Origin of the sequence: Buttiauxella noackiae ATCC 51607, assembly GCF_001654865.1 — a bacterium.
GTDB classification, from domain to species: domain Bacteria; phylum Pseudomonadota; class Gammaproteobacteria; order Enterobacterales; family Enterobacteriaceae; genus Buttiauxella; species Buttiauxella noackiae.
Genome location: NZ_LXEO01000006.1, coordinates 1 through 18,931, shown reverse-complemented (window position 1 = coordinate 18,931; position 18,931 = coordinate 1). Strand labels below are relative to the sequence as shown.

The 18,931-nt window shown below is 46.8% G+C and carries 10 protein-coding genes and 2 pseudogenes; 4 read left to right on the top strand and 8 right to left on the bottom strand.

Annotation, left to right across the window (positions count from 1 at the left end; all coding sequences use genetic code 11):
• Positions 1 to 119 precede the first annotated feature (119 nt).
• From M979_RS01590 to M979_RS23975, 4 genes and pseudogenes are all read left to right on the top strand, one after another.
• Entirely contained in the window at positions 120 to 908 is a 789-nt protein-coding gene (locus M979_RS01590) for a bestrophin-like domain (protein ID WP_064553329.1), read from the top strand.
• A gap of 68 nt (positions 909 to 976) precedes the next feature.
• Positions 977 to 10,633 carry an autotransporter-associated beta strand repeat-containing protein gene (locus M979_RS01585; protein ID WP_064553327.1) on the top strand — a complete coding sequence of 3,219 codons (9,657 nt, stop codon included), beginning with the start codon at positions 977 to 979 and terminating at the stop codon, positions 10,631 to 10,633.
• 173 nt (positions 10,634 to 10,806) lie between these two features.
• On the top strand, positions 10,807 to 11,769 hold the full coding sequence (locus M979_RS01580; RefSeq protein WP_051880587.1) for a hypothetical protein: 963 nt from the start codon (positions 10,807 to 10,809) through the stop codon (positions 11,767 to 11,769).
• A 106-nt stretch (positions 11,770 to 11,875) separates the two neighbouring features.
• A pseudogene (locus M979_RS23975) lies at positions 11,876 to 12,018 on the top strand (IS3 family transposase); the annotation flags it as partial.
• An 83-nt stretch (positions 12,019 to 12,101) separates the two neighbouring features.
• Here M979_RS23975 and M979_RS23695 read toward each other — a convergent pair.
• The 8 genes and pseudogenes from M979_RS23695 to M979_RS01545 all read right to left on the bottom strand — a co-directional run.
• Positions 12,102 to 12,235 (bottom strand): annotated as a pseudogene (locus tag M979_RS23695) (DUF4942 domain-containing protein); the annotation flags it as partial.
• Between the two features lie 70 nt (positions 12,236 to 12,305).
• Entirely contained in the window at positions 12,306 to 12,689 is a 384-nt protein-coding gene (locus M979_RS01575) for a hypothetical protein (protein ID WP_034456758.1), read from the bottom strand.
• Positions 12,690 to 13,022: 333 nt separating this feature from the next.
• Entirely contained in the window at positions 13,023 to 13,316 is a 294-nt protein-coding gene (locus M979_RS01570; protein WP_122973991.1) for a hypothetical protein, read from the bottom strand.
• A 77-nt stretch (positions 13,317 to 13,393) separates the two neighbouring features.
• On the bottom strand, positions 13,394 to 15,070 hold the full coding sequence (locus M979_RS01565; protein WP_083963879.1) for an O-antigen ligase family protein: 1,677 nt from the start codon (positions 15,068 to 15,070) through the stop codon (positions 13,394 to 13,396).
• Between the two features lies 1 nt (position 15,071).
• The gene (locus M979_RS01560; protein WP_064553323.1) at positions 15,072 to 15,620 is read right to left on the bottom strand and encodes a fimbrial protein; all 549 of its coding nucleotides are present in this window, start codon (positions 15,618 to 15,620) and stop codon (positions 15,072 to 15,074) included.
• Between the two features lie 8 nt (positions 15,621 to 15,628).
• On the bottom strand, positions 15,629 to 16,699 hold the full coding sequence (locus tag M979_RS01555; RefSeq protein WP_064553320.1) for a fimbrial protein: 1,071 nt from the start codon (positions 16,697 to 16,699) through the stop codon (positions 15,629 to 15,631).
• Between the two features lie 109 nt (positions 16,700 to 16,808).
• Entirely contained in the window at positions 16,809 to 17,570 is a 762-nt protein-coding gene (locus M979_RS01550; protein ID WP_064553318.1) for a fimbrial biogenesis chaperone, read from the bottom strand.
• Positions 17,571 to 17,585: 15 nt separating this feature from the next.
• Positions 17,586 to 18,931 (bottom strand): fimbria/pilus outer membrane usher protein (locus tag M979_RS01545; protein ID WP_157093192.1); only part of this gene is annotated, 1,346 nt, incomplete at its 5' end.

Sequence of the window (18,931 nt, the reverse complement as noted above, 5' to 3'; positions counted from 1 at the left end):
AGTTCCATTGCACTGTAAAAAAATCCTGATACCCGCTACCTTTTTCAAAGAATTGTGCAAGTATTTAAACACTGGTTAAACGTGCAGTAGCAGTCGGTTAATTATAAAAGAGATGAAATATGAGCATGTTACTGGGCCATCCCTTTTTATTATTTATTACATTACTGATCATATTACCGCTTGCTTCGGCGCTAGGCGTTTATTGCCTACAACGCAAGGGGCAGTTAGATGAGGACACACTAAAAGATTTTGGTGTAGTCCAGGCGGCAACCCTTACGCTGCTTGCCTTGCTGATTGGTTTCAGTTTTTCCAATGCTGTAGGGCTTTACGATCAACGCAAGAACAGTGAATCAGAAGAAGCCAATGCAATTGGTACAGAATATTTACGTATCGATTTGCTTTCTGCAAAGAATGCGACTACCGCACGCAGTGAATTATTAAAGTATCTGGATCTACGTATCGCATTTTATCAACTTAATGAAAAAGAGCAGCTTGCTGAGCTTGATAACAAAACCGCCAATTCACAGACGCAGCTTTGGCAAATTATTAAAAATGAAACCCAGTTATCCACTACACCGATAACAGCATTAATAGCCGCTGGGATGAACGATGTCATTAACACGCAGGGTTATACTCTGGCGGCATGGATAAAACACTTCCCTGCTTCGGCCTGGATTTTACTTATTTCAATTGCCGTGATTTGTAACATTCTTATTGGCTATAGCTCACACAGTAGAAAAAGCAATAAAGTCTATATCTTTATTTTACCGACCATTATTGCGATTTCGCTTTCACTTGTTGCTGACATAAGCAGCCCTCGCGGTGGGCTAATACGCATTGAACCACAAAATTTATTACTGCTTAAAGCATCTATTCAGCATGAAGATAAAGAGCCGACCGCTAATTAAAAGCGTTTAACCCGCTCTTAAAGCATTAATTTTAATATTGCCATTTTGGATACTTCTGGAGCGTTGATATGAATCGTATTTATCGTCTGGTTTGGAGCCGGAGCCGGAATGCACTCGTGGTCGCTTCGGAAACAACGAAAATGCGTAAGAAAGGTAAGGGCCGGGCAGCTCAAAGCACACTGCTTAGCGCCAGTTTGCTGCTCTCAGCCGCTCCCGTTTTGGCTGACGATATCAACTGGGCCGATGCCTATCCCTCTTACGGCTTCCCTATCCTGACTAATTACGACCAGGTGATAAATACCGGTTTTGCCTTCACGATCGATGCCAATGCCGCCACAAATCACTATATACCAGGCACCACGCTCAATATTCTTGGCCCTATTCCGCAAATAGCGCCAGGGGTTAACGGCAGCGCGACTCAGGTTCTGGTGCGAAATGGGTTAATCGACAGTACCGGCCCGGACGCAGGCCGTATCACATCGATTATCGCCACCGATTCCCAGGGCAATAACACGCCGATAACTTCGGCAAACATTGATTCATTTAGCTATTCCACTAACCCTTCAACGCCGCAGCAAAATCAGGAACTCAATGTAGAAGTGCCAGGGCTTGAAGGCAGTTATTCGGTTATTAAGGTTTATGATTCCAGTACCTTTGCAGCTCCTGGCACCTCGCTGGTGGGGGATCTGCCGCTAAGCGTGTTCGATCCCAACTCGTTTCGTATCTATAACAATTTTGGCATTGTAGATATCGCCCCTACCGGTGGCACCGCCAATATTAATATTGGTGCCAATACCACAGGAACAACGCCGATATCCGCGACAACGAATACTATCGAACTGTTGGCGAAAAACTCAACGCTTGCCCGCGCGCAAGGGACAAGCAGCGCGAATAGCAACGTGAATTGGCTGTCCGATAACTACATTCACTTTATTCCAGCCTCTGTGATTTCAACTGACTTGCAAGGCCAGACGGCAGTCAGCTCCGAATACAGCGACAGCATTACGCTTCCCAATTACATTCAGGTTAGACAGCAGGTCGTTTTGAATCCCACCCAACCGAACATCACATTTAACATTAATTCGGCACAAGATATTGCGACGGTGAATGATTTCTTGTTGGGGCAAGGCGCTTATGCAGGCCGTCAAAGCCAGGTTCAACTCTGGTTAACCGGTGGAGTACAACTTCCTCCGGCCTATGGCAGCGTAGTCATTGATTCCAGCACCATCGCGCAAAACACCTACAACGGCATTATTCAAAAGTTGCTCAATGCGGAAGTACAAAACCGAGTTAATTTGACTTATCACATCTGGGAAGATGGTCAATCGCACACTAATAACGCCACGCTAGGTACTGGCAATCTCGATATTATTTACGCCACGGGTACGAATGCATCCGGCACTGTCACTTCTCAGGGTAGCCTTGCTGTAGACGGTGCCTCCGCCGTCATGCGCGGCGATACGGGAGCCGTACTGACCAACAACGGTAATATCAATATCTGGAGCAGTTCCAGTGCCAGCCCAACGGGAGTTGGGATGCGTGCGAATAATGCTACAGCTCTGAATACCGGAACCATTAATGCCGGTCTGTTCCTTGAAAAAGATGAATCAAACCAAAATGTGCATAACCAGGGCAGCGTAGGTATCAAGGGTGATGGCGCCAGCACACTAACTAACACCGGCTTTATTAACGTCGCTTTAACGGACGGTAGTTCTGCAAATGCGGTAGGTCTTCAGGCTCAGGGAACGTCAAACGCAAACAATAGTGGCTCAATTGCCGTGGTCGGCAACAGTTTTAATGCCGATGGGCGTGCCTCAGGTTACGCCGTGGATATTGCCGATGCGGCCACCTTCACCAACGCCAGCACAGGGAATATATATATCGGTAGTACGCCGATAACGCTCAGCAAAACCTATACCCCTGTAGTGATGGTGGGAGGTGCACAGCAGTCGGCAGGCATTCATACCAAAAGTAGCGGAACCGTCACCAATAATGGAACCATTACACTAGGATCCCTGACCCGCAACGCCGTAGGGATTCTGGTTGATGGCGCAACCGGCGCGGTGACCAACAATGGCACCATTAATGTACTCGGGCAGTTAGCGGGTGGCGCTGCTGCACCCAACTACGGATTATCGGTCATCAATACCAGCAATGTGACCAACACTGGCCGAATAAACGTTTACGGTGATAACAACGCGGCTATTAATGTCCTCGCCTCTACCCAGTCAGCCGCGATCAATTCTACAGCTGCCGGTGTCATCACTGTGGGTGCCGCTGGTGATACCGGCGGGAGTGACAACAATCCAGTAACCTATCGCAACTACGCGGTATTTGCTGAAGGGGTGCAGGGGTTCCAGGCAACTGCAAATATCGACTCTGATATAAACCTGTATGCCGCTGGCGCTATTGGGGCTCATGCCCGCGGAAGCGCAACCATCAATGTCCAATCGGACGCATCCCTGACCTTTAATAACACCAACCAAATTGGTTATTACGCTTACGGCCAGGATGCTGAAATTAATCTTGCCAACGCGGTGATTAACGACAACAGTCAGGCGCATTCCACACTGTTTTTAATCGACCATGGTGCGACCTTTGATGGTAATTCAGGAACGGGTGGCGCGTATCGGTTAACCGTCACTGGTGATAACTCCATTGGCGTATTTGCTCACGGACGCGATGATGGACCTGATGGCCAATTAAATACCAGCGATGATGTCCCTTCTGCGCTCGATACCGGTACGGCAACCATCACGGTAGATGGTGAAAATGCAGTGGGTGTGAAAGTGGCTGGTGGGGCGACGGGAACAATTAACAACGGCGGGATTATACTGGATCACAACAACACTACAGGTGTCGTGGTCGACGGACGCATTTACACCATTGATGGCAATATTGGTTCGGCGAATGATGCGCTCACCACGCTGGTTAATTCTAATGTCGCGCTTGTTTCTGGCATTTTGCAAAGCGGCATTACTGGCTACGATGTCTCTTATAAAGGACAGGTCACACTCAATGGGGCGGGCATTAACCTCAACGGGAATGGTAGCACTGGCTTGCGTTTGCATAACGGCGGTATCGGTGTCAACAATGCCCCGATTAATGTTTCGGGTGCAAATAACATCGGTGTAGATATTCAGAACCAGGGCACGCTGACCAACACACGGAATATCAACGTCTCGGGGACGGCAGGCAGTGGCAATGTCGGCGTTAAAGTACAAGGCGCAGGGGCGCAAGTGGCGCAACTGGGCAACGTCACCGCGGATGGCGGCCTGGCCGCAGTACAGCTGATTGATAACGGCGCAACGCTTAACATTAATGGTACCGGGAACCACATTACCGCCAGCAACGGTGCGGACGGTATTCGAATGGATGTGGGAGCAACTTCACTTACCGCCAACAACACCTTGATTGATATTTCTGGCAGCGGAGCTGGGATTAACAACAACGCTGCCACCTCAAATATCAATTTGAATAATGTCACCATTAACGCGTCCAATGGCCCCGCAATCCGCACGGCGGTGACCTTCGCTGCGGAAGGCGCTGGCAATATTCTCAATGTTTCCGGAAGCGGTGCAGGCTTTGCGTTTGAACAAGCCAATGGCAGCAACACCACGGGCAATCTTTCTATCGGTACCGGTTACACCATCAATGTTACGGGGAGTACGGCTGCCAACGGTAACGGTATTCTGGCGAAAACCAATGGTACTGTGACCTCCGGTGCCAACATCACGGTAGGTGCTAACGGAGGTGCTGCGATTTCAGCGGTCGATGCCAGCGCGGTCACCAACAACGGTAATATTCAGACCAGCGGAGGGGTAAACAGCAGCGTTCTGGCCAATAACGCTGCCGCCTTTACCAATACCGGAACCATTAATTCCACCAGCACCACCAATGCTCAACCGCTCATCCGTATCAACGGCAGTGCGGCAACACGTACCATTCTCAATAGCGGTACCCTGTCCGATAGCAGCCAGAATTCGGTGGTCATTGATGCCAGCGGCAGCGCCAACAATACCATCACCAATCAGGGCAACCTGAGTGCAGCCAGTAATACCGCGACGGCGATTCTGTCCGGTAGCGGCAACGATGTCATTACCCTGAACGGAGGAGCCACAACCGGGCAGATTACTGCGGGAAGCGGTACCGACACCTTCACCTGGAACAACGGTACGTTTAACGGTGCGGTAGATTTCACCGGATCCGATGGCAATGATAAAGCGCAGATAGGCAACGTCGATCTGGGCAATACCCTGCATCTTCTGAGTGAAGGCGGGAGTAACAATCAGCTTACGCTGACAGACACCCATTTATGGAAAGGCGGCACAGGCCCTGCTCTGATTGGCTCGTTAAGTGCTGATAACCAGCCTACCGCAACCAATATCGGCAGCGGCTGGAGCAATCTGACGATAAGTGGAACCCAGGCCGATGTGCGTGTGGTAAACAATCTTGTGTTATCCGGCACTCCTGTTATTACCGTTACCGGCGGCGGGACATTACGCACGAGCGACAACCTGGTGACACCGAGTAACGCCAGCATCAATAACTACAACGTCACCACCAGTGGTGCTGAAAGCAGTGTTATTTTTGATGGCACATCCATCTCACAGTTGTATACCGGGATAGTCAGCGGAACAGGCGGGCTTGAACGAGCTGGGGGCGGAACAACCATTCTGACAGGTGAAAACAGTTATACGGGCAACACGGTTATTGATAATGGAGGCACGCTACAACTCGGCACAGGCGGCACGGCAGGTGCCCTTTCGCCAGCCACCAATATTCTTGATAACGGCATTTTTATTATCAACCAGTCCGATACGGTTAACCTGGGCGGTGTAATCTCTGGCAGCGGCGAATTCCATCAGAATGGCACCGGTGTCACGCGGTTAAGCGGAGCTAATTCATATCAGGGTGCCACTCAGGTCAATGCGGGGACGCTGTTGGTCAATGGCAATCAGTCTGCCGCGATTGGGGATACCACCGTAGGAGCCAATGCCACACTGGGTGGTAAAGGCACCATTGGCGGAAACGTCATCTTCACCGGTTCGACCTTATCGCCAGGTGATGGCGGCACAGGTACCCTTACCATTAATGGCAATCTTTCACTTTCCCCAAACACCAATAGCCAGTTTGAACTGGGGCTGCCGTTTACTTCCGGTGGCGCACTCAACGATTTAGTGATTGTGAACGGCAATTTGAAGCTGGATGGAAATCTCAATGTCACGACCTCTGCGGGAGGTATTTTTGCTCCTGGCGTCTATCGCCTGTTTAACTACACCGGAACACTCGATAATCAGGGGTTGGATATAGCGTCACTCCCGCCGGGAAACTCCTCTATTTATTACATTCAAACCACCCTGCCCAAGCAGGTAAACCTGGTCCAGGGTTTCTCATCAGAAACCGTTAATCTGCAGTTCTGGGATGGAGATGATACTTCCAAGCATGGCTCCGATGGCATTCAAGGCAATGGCGTGGTGGATGGTGGGGATGGTATCTGGCGCACCGGTGTCGGTGTCAATGAGAACAAGTGGACCTTCTCAAATGGGGTTGGCAACGCCCCCTGGCAGCAGCAGGCGTTTGCCGTCTTCCAGGGCGCAAGCGGAGTTGTAGCGGTGAGCAATTCCAACGGCCCCGTGGTGACATCTGGAATGCAGTTTGATACTGACGGCTATCGGTTAACGGGCGGCGCACTCACTATAGCGCGTACCCTAAACCTGGTTCCCTCAATCAACTATGCAAGCCAGGGGGAAACTGCGGCTGATGCCTATTTTGTCATTCGTGTGGGTGCCGGTTCCAGCGGGGCTGATACTACCGCGATAATCAATACCGAGCTTCATCAGCAATCTGCTCTGGATACCCTGAAACTGATAAAACTCGACCCGGGCCGTCTGATTTTAACCGGTAATAACGACTACGAAGGCGGGACCGAAATCTACGCCGGGACGCTTAACGTTTCATCGGATGCAAACCTCGGGCTGGCTGGCACATCTATCCTGATTAATAACGGCTCTACCCTACAAACTGGCGCGGATTACACCACTACGCGCCCTATTTTCCTCAGTGAAAATGGCGGCGGGCAGTTCGATCTTTATGGCCATACGTTCACACCGAATGGGGTGATTGGCGGGCTGGGTGGGCTGACGGTGAAAGACACATCAACTGGCACCGACGACAGCAATTTGGTGCTCAATAATGCGACGACATATCAGGGCGCAACCACCATCACCGGCAAAGATGGCACCGCACAAGTGGTGGTGAATGCCAATGTCACCGGAGCATTAGGCCCGGATGCCGGTGTGCTGACGGTGAACCATCAGGCCACTTTAAACTTCAATAACAGCGCGACTGCTCAGACGCATACCGTGGCGCTTGACGACGCAACGCTTAATTTCAACGATAACGCATCGGCGGCCAACAGCATTCTTAACGCTAATAACGGTGCGTTGATTCACCTCGGTGACACCGCTTCTGGCGGTGCGGCAGCGATTAATCTTGCTAGCGGAACGCAGCTTGATCTGGGCAATCAATCCAATGCGGGCAGTTCAACTGTCACCAACAATGGACTGGTGACTTTTGCTGATAATGCGCAAGCAGAAAATGCTGTGCTCGCCAACAATGCAGGCGGCGTGGTCAATCTTGCCAACTCCACCAACGGAACCACCATTGGCTCATTATCAGGCGCGGGCAATGTCGAGCTGGAAGGCAAAACGCTCAGTGAAGGTTCGCTAAATCGTGATGATTTGATTAGCGGCGTGATTAGCGGTGTCGGTGGCGCACTCAGCAAAATTGGTAACGGCATTTTGACGCTGACCGGTGCTAACACTTACACCGGCAACACCGCTGTGCAGCAAGGGACATTACTGGTGAACGGTAACCAACTGGCGGCAACGGGCGATGTGAATGTCAGCGCCCTATCCACTCTTGGCGGCGCAGGGGTTATTGGCGGAAAAGTAACGGTTGCCGATGACGGGCATCTTGCTGCGGGAGCCAATTTAGCAAGTGTCGGCGTATTGACCTTAGGCGGATTAACGCTGAATGAAAATTCCCAGGTAGATTTCCAGTTCGGGCAGTCGTTTACCGCAGGTGGTGCGCTTAACGACCTGGTGAATATCAACGGCGATCTGAATCTCGATGGCAAGCTCAATATCGCGCAAACGCCCGGCGGCACTTTCGATGTGGGTATTTATCGCGTGTTTAACTACACCGGCAACCTGACGGACAACCTGATGGATATTGGCGTTGCGCCGGATGCTGCAGATGATTTGTATGTTCAGACTTCAATTGCCGGACAGGTCAACCTGGTCAATCGCACCGGCGTAATTCTGCGTTTCTGGGATGGCGAGCTTTCCGCATCCAAAAATAACAGCGAGATTAACGGCGGGGACGGTGTCTGGCAAAACAGCGCGGGGAATGACAACTGGTCAACCGATGTCACCACGCCAGATGGTCGTTTCAATGCACCCTTTAGCGATGGTTCGTTTGCCGTATTTGGCGGCGAGAAAGGCACGGTCACGGTGGATAACAGCCTCGGTGAAGTGCGTGTCAGTGGAATGCAGTTTGCCACCGATGGCTACGTCATTAACGACGGAACCATCACCACCAATACCGCGGATACACAAATCCGCGTGGGGGATGGCACAGCACCCGGCGCAAACTACATCGCCACCATTAACTCGGTTATTGCGGGTAGCGGCGGTATAAACAAAACGGACCTCGGAACGCTGCTGCTTAACGGCAACAATACCTACGCAGGCGGCACGACTGTCAGCGGTGGCATATTGCAAGTTTCCAGCGATAGCAACCTCGGCCTCGAGGGAACGGGGATTACGCTGAACGGTGGCACATTCCGCTACGGCGCAGCGTTCGATACCGCGCGCGCGGTGACGCTTGTCGCAAACGGCGGCACCATCGATACCAATGGCAATAACGCAACGTTGCTCGGTTCAGTCGGCGGCAGCGGTGCGTTAACCAAAACCGGACTCGGCACGTTAACGCTCAGCCAGGACAGCACTTACACCGGCGATACCACCATCAGCGCCGGGAATCTGCAACTGGGTAACGGCGGCACCAGCGGCAGCGTTATCGGCAATATTATTGATAACAGCGTGCTGCAAATTAACCGCTCCAATACCCTGACGCTGGGCGGCAATATTTCCGGCACGGGCCAACTCTGGCAGCAAGGTTCCGGCACCACGATTCTTGCGGGGAACAATAATTACCAGGGTATTACGCTGGTAGAAAGTGGCACGCTGAAAGCTCAGGGCGCTAATAAATTCAGCGCAGTATCAGCACATATCGTCAGCAGCGGCGCGACGCTGGATACCGGCGGCGATAACCAGAACGTTGGATCACTGGCAAACCAGGGAACAGTGAATCTACGTGGCGGCGATGTGGGATCAACCCTCACTGTTAATGGCAATTACGTAGGGCTTAACGGCGTGCTGAAAATTGCCGCACAACAACACAGCCCGGGCGTTGCCGACAGATTAGTGATCAACGGCGGTACCGCAACGGGAAGAACGTTGCTGGATATCGACGTCAGCCAGCTTGGTGAACAGACCGATGGCAACGGCATCGCGGTGGTAGAAGCGATTAACGGCGCAACCACTACAGCGCAAACCACCAAAGATGCATTTACCATTGGTGCCGATCATCTCGAAGCCGGAGCCTGGGAATACCGTCTGTTTGCCGGAGATGCTCAGGGGCAAGGTGAGGATTGGTTCCTGCGCACCAGCTATCGCCCGGAAGTGCCGATCTTTACCACCGTCGCGTCAACTATTCGTCAGGCAGATTTAGCGGTGCTGGGCACATTGCACCAACGCGTGGGCGACGAGCAGCCGTGGAATACCACTGTGGCGCAAGACAATGACCAGCGTTTCTGGGCGCGTTATATCACGCAGTCCACTCACCAGTCGTTTAATGATACCACCGGCTCGCAGGCCAATTCGCAAATTAACGGCATGCAGATTGGTTTCGATTTATATGTTGATGAAAATTGGCGCGCCGGGATGTACACCTCGATTGTCGACAACGACACCACTATTCAGGGGGAAAACTCCGGGGGTTATGGTACGGCGGGATATAACTCTACCCTGTCGACCTATGTCGGCGGTTATGCGACTTACACCGCACAAAGCGGTTTCTACGTCGACAACGTATTGCAATACGGCAACCACAACATTGATTTGAAGAACGGCCAAAATCAAAATACCTACAGCCCGGATGGCAACAGCTTTATCGCCTCGGTTGAAACGGGCTACCCGATTCTGTTTGGCGATACTACCTGGTTTATCGAACCGCAGGCGCAGCTCATCTGGCAGCACAGCGATTTTGACAGCGTGATTCTGGAAGGCGATGCGAAAACGCGTGCGTCCATTGATGCCGACGACGCGATTATTGGCCGCATTGGCGCACGTCTGGGCGCTGAATATGAAACTGGTGTCGGCAAAGTGAAACCTTACGTGCGGGTGAATTTGTGGCAACAGCTTTCCGACGGGCAGGATAACGCAACGTTTGAAAACACCACCAATAACGCAGGCAAATCCGTATTAACGGCGGATCAGCAATACAGCAGCACGGAAGCCGCGGTGGGTGCCACCTGGACTATCGCCAAAAATGCCGAAGCCTATACGGAAATCGGTAAAACCTGGAGCAACGGCGGCAGCGATACCAGCATCAGTAATGATTTTGGTGGATCGATTGGTATGAAAATACGCTTCTAAGAGTAAAGAAATTAAGCTGTGGCCGTTAATTTATTCTTTGCTTTAACACTATTTCATTCATGTTACGCAAGTGCAGAAGAAACGCACCACCTTAAATCTGGGATCACCACGGTTGTTTGGTTATTTTTTTGTCACAAGTAGCCCCTTGGGAAATGGCTTTAGTGGAGTCAAATATGGCGATCGGTTTCTTGTCTTTCCGTACTCGCATCACCTTGCTGACAGGGCTGATACTGGCCAGCCCGCTATGCTTTTCTGCTGACGGCAACCTCATCAAGCAACGCGCCAATGCCGTTCTCTCGCTAATGAGTTACACGGTCATACCTGATATTACCGCCAGCGACCTGAATATCGGCAGCGGCACGAATGAGAAAAACTCGCTTTCAATTACACAGTTTGGTGGTGGCGCAACGCTCAGTGAGTCTGTGCCGATTTACCTGGAAGGAACCCTCGGTTACAGCAGGTACGATCCCCAATTCGTTTTCTCAGATGGGAATGAGAGCCGTAAAATCCCAGTCAAATGGAACAGCCTGACCGCAACCGGTGGCATAGGCTGGGACATCAATCTGAACAAGGACAGATGGGGAGGTAATCTGGTGTTACGCCCTATCGCAAACTTTACGCTGGGTACGATGGCCAGTGATTTGCGTATCGGCGCATTTGCTTTGGAACAGTATAAAGATGCGGACTTTAAGTTTCTTGATGGCGGGCGTCTCAATGCTTATGGGCTGGGTGGATCCATGATGCTCGATTACGAATTATTCTCCAAAACCCAGGATATCGATGCAGAACTTCGTTACTCGTGGCAGAAACTGCAAAGTTTCTCCAGTAGCTCATTCGCGGTATCGGGGCATGCTTATGCAGATAACCTGGGGTTATATCTGCGTCGCCGCGCCCCAATTTTTGACTGGACGTTGTTGGGGAAACCTGTTCGCTATGTGATGGAAGGTGCACGTACCGAATACCTGGGAAGCCAGCGTGGCCTGCTCGGATTTGACAGTCTTAATTCACTAGGTCTGGGGCTTGAGTTAGACAGTAGCAAATACGATGTAGTGATAAGCCGCACGCGTCTGGTTGCTCGTTATATGTTTGGCAATAATACGACGGGTTACGGTATAGGTTTGGCGATGAGTTTTTGAAAGGAATTAACTTCCCTTGGCATGGCATTAAAATGGTTATGTTTTGTCATCCTGCTTATTTTTTTCAATGTGTAGTAACACAGCAAATTTAGCCACCTGATTAAAGGTGATATTCTCATCTCAACATAAAACAGGTGACTTAATGAACAAGAAAACTAAGCGTACTTTCACCCATGAGTCAGGCTTGAATATGCACAGTTGATTGTTGATAACCTCAGAAATTGGCGGTGGTACAGCGCAAAACTGGACAATGAAGTCAGAACACCGCTATGACAGCTATTGACAGAAAAGTTGCATAAACAGGAATGTTGACGAGGATGAGCTATTCAGCATTAGCGTGGGAGAGCGAGCATTCCTTGATAGTATTTCGCAATAATCTCATTCATCTTTTCAATTATATCCGGCGTTTAAATACCATATGTGTGGTCCCCTTCTGACAGAACCGAATGCTGAAGAACTCATCCTCTTCACTGGGCATGATCAGTATGTCGGGAGATCTCTAAATGTGAATGGTGCGGATTGCACAGATACTTAAATTACGTTAAAAACAAATATAAATATTTTCTTATTATAAAAAATGCATTTTTCCAGAGATCTTTTTCAGAAAATATATCAAACATCACCTTAGTATCAACAACCCACATAGAACATTCAGTTTCACATTGAATAAAATGGTTCAAGTTTGAATCACATACATGTCCCAAACCAATAATCGCAGGTGCTTTAATATAATTAGTCAACATCCCATCATCAACTCGATGAAGTGTAATCATGCCTTTTTTAAGAAACGCCACCTGATTGTCTTGTATGAGATCTATACTCTGGCCATTCTTTTTAATCACCAGAAATGAATCCTGCGACTTCACTATTTCATTACCAATGACTTTTATTGCGTGTTTAACATCCGATTGAAATCTCATATTCTAAGTGCTCCATTAATAATTTTGAGTTTTCAAGACAAGATAAGTGCAAACTTACTACTATTACTATAGAGCAATGAACAAACGTTATAATTCGTGCGTGGGATTCCGGTGGTAAAACGAACAAATTATATAACTAACCCCCTACGGCATAGGCTACCGGAGGTTACAAATGTGTAAACCAACGAATATCCTGGTGCCAAAGGTTCCGAATGCGTTGTAGCAATGTTATGAATTCTTAGTCAAATAGCTCTATATTTAATTTAAAATGGTGATAACTCAGATAACTCTATTTTCTACCAAATTAAAATACAGAACATGGTTCTGACAAACTCAATAACCTTGTTTCTCTTTATATACTTCAATTGCCTTTTCTAACACTTCAACAAGCTTAAGGCCTTCATTCTCAGCGATAGCACGAATGTCATGATCGAAGATGGGCGTGACTCTTGTAGCAAACGCAAGAGTTCTATGCGTTTTTTGGGCTGTTCTTCCATCACGTTTCAAATGGCCAGTGGTAGTCTCATTATTGGCTTTTGCCAATGGAGTATAACACTTTATTGGTACCTCACCTGAGGTTGAAGGTAGTTCTAATATTGTTTCTGCCAGTTTAGCGGTATCTATCATAACAATATCCTTTTTATTAAAATGGTCCAGGCCATTCTTTCTCTTAAAGAAAATAGCAATTCGGATTATGTCGCTGATTATTGCTTTGCATTCATAATGCTAAAGCGTTGTTCACCAGGGAACAATCTCTTGGATTCCGAAAGTAATTCATTGAAATAATCTTTATCCCCCTCCATTTCTGCTATAACTAACCTTGAATAATAAACATTCACATCTGGGTGAATCAGAGAGTATTTTTTCGCCCATGTCTGAAACTGGGTTAATAACTCCCAATTACCAGTTTCATTAAATTTCATTAACTTACCAATATAATAGTCATACTCATAACGATCTTTCAGAAAGAAAACTTCATTCCAGGATTTTAATGGTAGTGTCTGTTGCGTACTATTCCTCTCTACATATGTGAGTTTGTATTGAAGAAAATAGGCGTTAATTAATAGCAGAAGCAATACCAATGCAAATGCTGAGGTTATAATGCGCGTCCCCCAACATATCGACAAATTAAACCTATAATAAATCAGTGATTTATCACAACAACGTAATAGCAAAATCAATAACAACCAATGTGGTGCAGACTGGTAAAGTGGATATTCAGTCATCATATGGCAAATAATTGGTATTGGGAGTGATAATAGTGCGAGGTATTTTTTCTCTTTCACCCGGGAGATCAGTTGCCATCCCCCTAAAACTATAAGGCTAATGCCCAAAAAACCGGCGCTCCCCCCCTCTACCAACCATAATGCAATTTCATTATGTGGATGACTAATTGTCCGCTTCCCAACCCAAGAATCCACACCACTAAAGCGGTGTAAATAACTATAATCAAAACTACCAACTCCCCATCCTAATAATGGTTTTTCATGGAGCATCAACAGGCAGTTGCGAAGGATGGACCAGCGAGTTAACGAGCTACTTATATGAGGTACGTTTGGTATATGATTAAAAAAACGAATAAAAAAACCACAAACCATACCGCATAACAGTGCTGAACAAAGTATCAGCACACGTCTTCGAACACCCCAATTAATTATTAAATTGTATAATATAACAAAAAATATTGCAATATAACCACTCAGTGATTGGCAAAGCCATAATACACAACCCATTAACATAAGAAGAAATGAAATAATTATCATCTCATTTTTTCGATAACGATAATTAGAAAAAACACCAAGCCAAAAAGCTATCGCGACACCTGTTGCCAGGAAGCTTGCAAAAACATTAGCTTGCTGAAATATGGCATAGGTACGAAGCGGGAAGTTATCATCAAACTCCCACCACATAGACAATACTGGCAAATGGAAAAATTGAATCAATGCGATAAAACACTCAAGTATTACACCGCATAAAATAGCCTTAAGCAAAACGCTAATAGAATGATTATTAAATTTTATTTGTAGTAATAAAAGATAAAATACCCCTCCCCCAGATATTGCTCCTGCGCGCAAAAAAGCATCGTAACGCCATTGGGGCTGAGTAAATAAACACAACAACGAAAGGACAAATGCCCCCAACAAAAAGTAGCATGCGGCAGACGATATCCGTACAAACCGACGACCAACAGGCCAAAGGCAAATTGTTAAAATTACGATAGCTACAGCTGACCAAGAAAGAATGTTAAACGGCAAATTTAGCCCACTCCCGCCCATGTTTGCCTGGTAAATGTGAAGCAAAACGGCCCAATAACCGAATGCACAAAAAGCAAAAACATTACGGCGAGAAAAATTTCTTCTGGAAAAAATATTAATAATCATATTATTGATAATTAACAATATAATTGACTGATGACGTAAATTTGCCAACGTGAATAGCGCTATTTTTCAGCGCTTGAGGTTCGGCTTCAAGATAGGTGTTGAAAGCAATCTCCGCATTAGCCGTCGCCAGGTTTGTCGCGCTCGTCGGTTTATTTAACTGAATCGGCGTACCATTATTTTCTTCAAGTGCAATACCTACTCCTGAGGCACCACCAGCACCCTGAGGGGTAATTTTTAGATGATTGGGTAAAGCAAGATTCTCACTACCACTAAAGGTAACCGTAGCCGTCTTCATGACACTCGCATTGCAGCTTTGCAAATGAATAACAAAATGAATAGGTTTTGTCTTTTGAGACGAATACAAATCCCTGGTAGAAATCTGGTGAAAATCAATATCTGGCGTTCCTGGAGTAGGTATTGCAACACACGCCGGCGCAATTACACGCCCATGAAAGGTGATATTAGTCCCGGTAAAAACCCCCGTAGACCAGGCTGTTCCAGTCATGAATAGCGTAAGTAATATTGTTTTGAATGCTATGACTTTTTTCATGGTTAGCCTTACTGGAAATCAGCGATAACAGTTGCTGATGAGTCAAAATCCCCTTCAGGAATATTCGCTCCAGGCTTTGCAACAGGATAAGCAATTAAATTCCAGTCGCCCTGATTATTTTGAAAACCGGTAAAAGGGACAAAAGTATTCGGTTTGACAATTTTCCCACTGGAATCGGTTAATTTAATAGCTAAATCTTTCCTATCAACCGTGCCTGTCGTTCCTAAATAGTTTGGATCAAAACTTGCAATACCTGCAGCTGCCGGCTGTATAGCCAGTTTAATACTGACATTACCCGAGGTAAAACTCCCGCCCGTACAATTCACATGGATAGGAATATTTTGTGCATGCTGGCTCCCATCGAGCGATTTATCATCATTTGGAATATCGCCGAAATTAACAGCAATAGGTTGGCCATTATTGACAGTACATTTATCGGGAACGGTAATAATACCTGATTTAATCTGAATAATAGCCATAGGAGAATTACCAAACCCTGCAGAATGATGTCCTGCACGACCAAACAATTGCGCTACATTCATATTTTGGATCGACATACCATTGATGATTGGCTTAGTTATCTTAAATGTGACCCGAACTTTTGACCCAGTTGAGAAAGACCCCTGTTGAACAGGGTTTCGGGAACTACACACGAAACCAGCATAATTATTAGAGGTACTGCCAAATGGTACCGTAAAGTATTGATTAACTTGTCCTGCGATCCATACTTCAATTTTGACATCAATATAATCATTAAGCTTAAGATATCCTGGATTAACAGTTGATGCCGTTAACCCGGGCGCTGTTGACATATAATATGTTGGCTCACCACTAAAATTTGCTCCATGGCAATTAAGTGTCGCACTATATACTCCTGTATCACTCACTGGCATCGCCACTGAGCTCCCGGGTGTATTCGCCGGGATATTAGATGTACCCAGAGTGTAAGCATACACATGCGCATTATTTGTTGTTATTTCACCAATAATTGTCGCATTGGCAATCGCAGGCAGCAATGAAAAACAGGTCATCAAGATCGCTTGCCGTTTTTTTAATCTCATTCTCTGTTTTAATTTCATTGCATTGCTCCACAGCTTATGGTTCTGGTAAGTTAGTCCAGCCCCTATAGAACATGGTGCTGGATTTGGCATCATCTAAAATAAATAGCAAGCAGTGAATAAGCTTCGTTTACTTAGGCTGCTCTGATTCTGGTAATGCTTTACATACATCACCTGCACAGCGATATAAACGCTCAGGATGGCCACCATAATCATTAACATACATCACGGCAAAGTGTTCAATATTGCTAGCAATCAGAGGAAAGTTAATACTTGATTTAGGTGGAATCATCACACCATTAAAGTCAGTTAATTTCTCCCCACCTTCCTTGGTAATATTACGAGTCAAACCAATTAGTGTAATATAAAAAGGTGTTGGGTTTTCAGCTAGCATCTTGTTACCCTGCTTATGGTATATGACTTGATCCTGCCAAACCTCTTCATTGTTTTCTGGCACAATCCCTGCCGGGCGGTAGAAAAGTTTAATACGTGACTGCATAGCCAACTGTAATATATTCGGCTTGTCTGGTTTAGGTGGAATTTCTCTGACATTCAGATAAAACAAACTCTCACGATCTTGTGGTAGCGCATTTATACCGTCCGTTTTAGTGACTCGTATAACCCCTTTTTGCCCGCCATCAATACGTTGCAGTGGAGGCAAGACCAATAATGGCTCTGTAATTTTCTTGCCATTAGCGTCCTCTACCCATGATTGAGCAAGAAAAGGAATATCACTATTTGTATTGGTTAAATTAGCACTGGCCGACTTTTCATCACCCTTAACTATAATACGCGTGCGATCTAAAGAAATACCCGCAAAGGCAGTATTCAGGGTCCAGACTGAAGCGAATAACCCAACTAAAGCATGACGGAAAGTTATCTTTATTTTCATTTCAAACCTCTATTTCTATTCGCAAGGCAATAAGTTTTTATCCTGCCCACGGTTAATTTTCGCCGGCACGTGAACATGGCATTGCGTTTTACCACTCCAAATTACATCGAGTTGTTCATCCGGTTTGACACCCGCGATATAAGCAAGACCGTTATCCATAATCATGGAAACACTTACGCCATTTTCGTTATGTATCTCTGCACCAAAAGGAGGGAACAAACCTTCTTTTGTTCTTAGCACCGCCATTAATTTTTCGCCTTTAGCCACAGAGAAGTGTTCAAATCCAATGGCGCCTTCCGTTAAGGTTTTGGTAGTAATAGCTTGTGCGACTTCTACATCATCATCAATTGCATCGACATCAATTCTTGTGTCAAAACTTTGATAGCTGATAACGTCAGGCACAACACCGACGCCAAAAATATTGGTAGTCACTTTTTTATTATTCAATGGCACACCACTGACGCCATCGGTTCCGACCATAATTCGAGAAGAGTCATCCATTGAGCCACCATTATGTAAAGCCAGGCCATGGCGGGTGGCTGTAAAACTTCCCCTCATTGTGCCACCGACGGCAACATATTCATCCTGTTGGTAGCTAATGCTAGTATCAATATCCGCAACTTCCGAACGATGCATATAATAACCATCAGCAGCGGCTTTACTGTTGGAATTAGAACCAGCCCGTAAGCGCCATAAATTATTATCATCATGATTATTACTGTATGACACCATATTGGTCGTATGCTGCCCAGAACTCGCCTGCATGTCGTAACCTAACCAACTGCTATTCCCCAATGGCATAGATAAGGAAAGCGCAACGCTATTATCATTTTTACCCTGATAATTAGAGCGGTATGTTGATAAATTAGCATTGACATCTACACCTAAAATATCGAATGCGCGGCTTATAGACAGTCCATAATGATTTTGTACACTTTTATCCCAATAGTTTTGACGTGTATATGTCAAAAAAATATTTACTGAGCCCTTTGGCTCATCCGCCCACAATGTTGTATTACCCGTAAGGGTGTACATCTGTTTTTCACGGCCAATAGCCGTAGACGGCTGATAGCGTTCATTCATGTACTGGGAATAACTTCGGAATTTCTCCTGTGAGAAACGATAACCCGCAAAGGTTATTGCGCTATGAAGTTCATCAAAGGTTTTTGCATAGTTAAGCTTAAATGACATTCCTTGCTGCGCACGCTGGTCAGGTAATTTGCTTAATGACTGAGTCACATCGGCTGATAACGCACCGAGTTGAGATAAATCACGCCCAATGCCTAGTGACCAGGCATTGTACTCATTTCCTGTAGCAAATAATCCGCCATACAATGAAACCGCATTGCTTAAACCCCAGG

Coding starts and splice junctions, on each gene's coding strand:
- M979_RS01590 (WP_064553329.1), top strand. CDS start 120: ATGAGCATGTTACTGGGCCATCCCTTTTTATTATTTATTACATTACTG.
- M979_RS01585 (WP_064553327.1), top strand. CDS start 977: ATGAATCGTATTTATCGTCTGGTTTGGAGCCGGAGCCGGAATGCACTC.
- M979_RS01580 (WP_051880587.1), top strand. CDS start 10,807: ATGGCGATCGGTTTCTTGTCTTTCCGTACTCGCATCACCTTGCTGACA.
- M979_RS01575 (WP_034456758.1), bottom strand. CDS start 12,689: ATGAGATTTCAATCGGATGTTAAACACGCAATAAAAGTCATTGGTAAT.
- M979_RS01570 (WP_122973991.1), bottom strand. CDS start 13,316: ATGATAGATACCGCTAAACTGGCAGAAACAATATTAGAACTACCTTCA.
- M979_RS01565 (WP_083963879.1), bottom strand. CDS start 15,070: ATGATTATTAATATTTTTTCCAGAAGAAATTTTTCTCGCCGTAATGTT.
- M979_RS01560 (WP_064553323.1), bottom strand. CDS start 15,620: ATGAAAAAAGTCATAGCATTCAAAACAATATTACTTACGCTATTCATG.
- M979_RS01555 (WP_064553320.1), bottom strand. CDS start 16,699: ATGAAATTAAAACAGAGAATGAGATTAAAAAAACGGCAAGCGATCTTG.
- M979_RS01550 (WP_064553318.1), bottom strand. CDS start 17,570: ATGAAAATAAAGATAACTTTCCGTCATGCTTTAGTTGGGTTATTCGCT.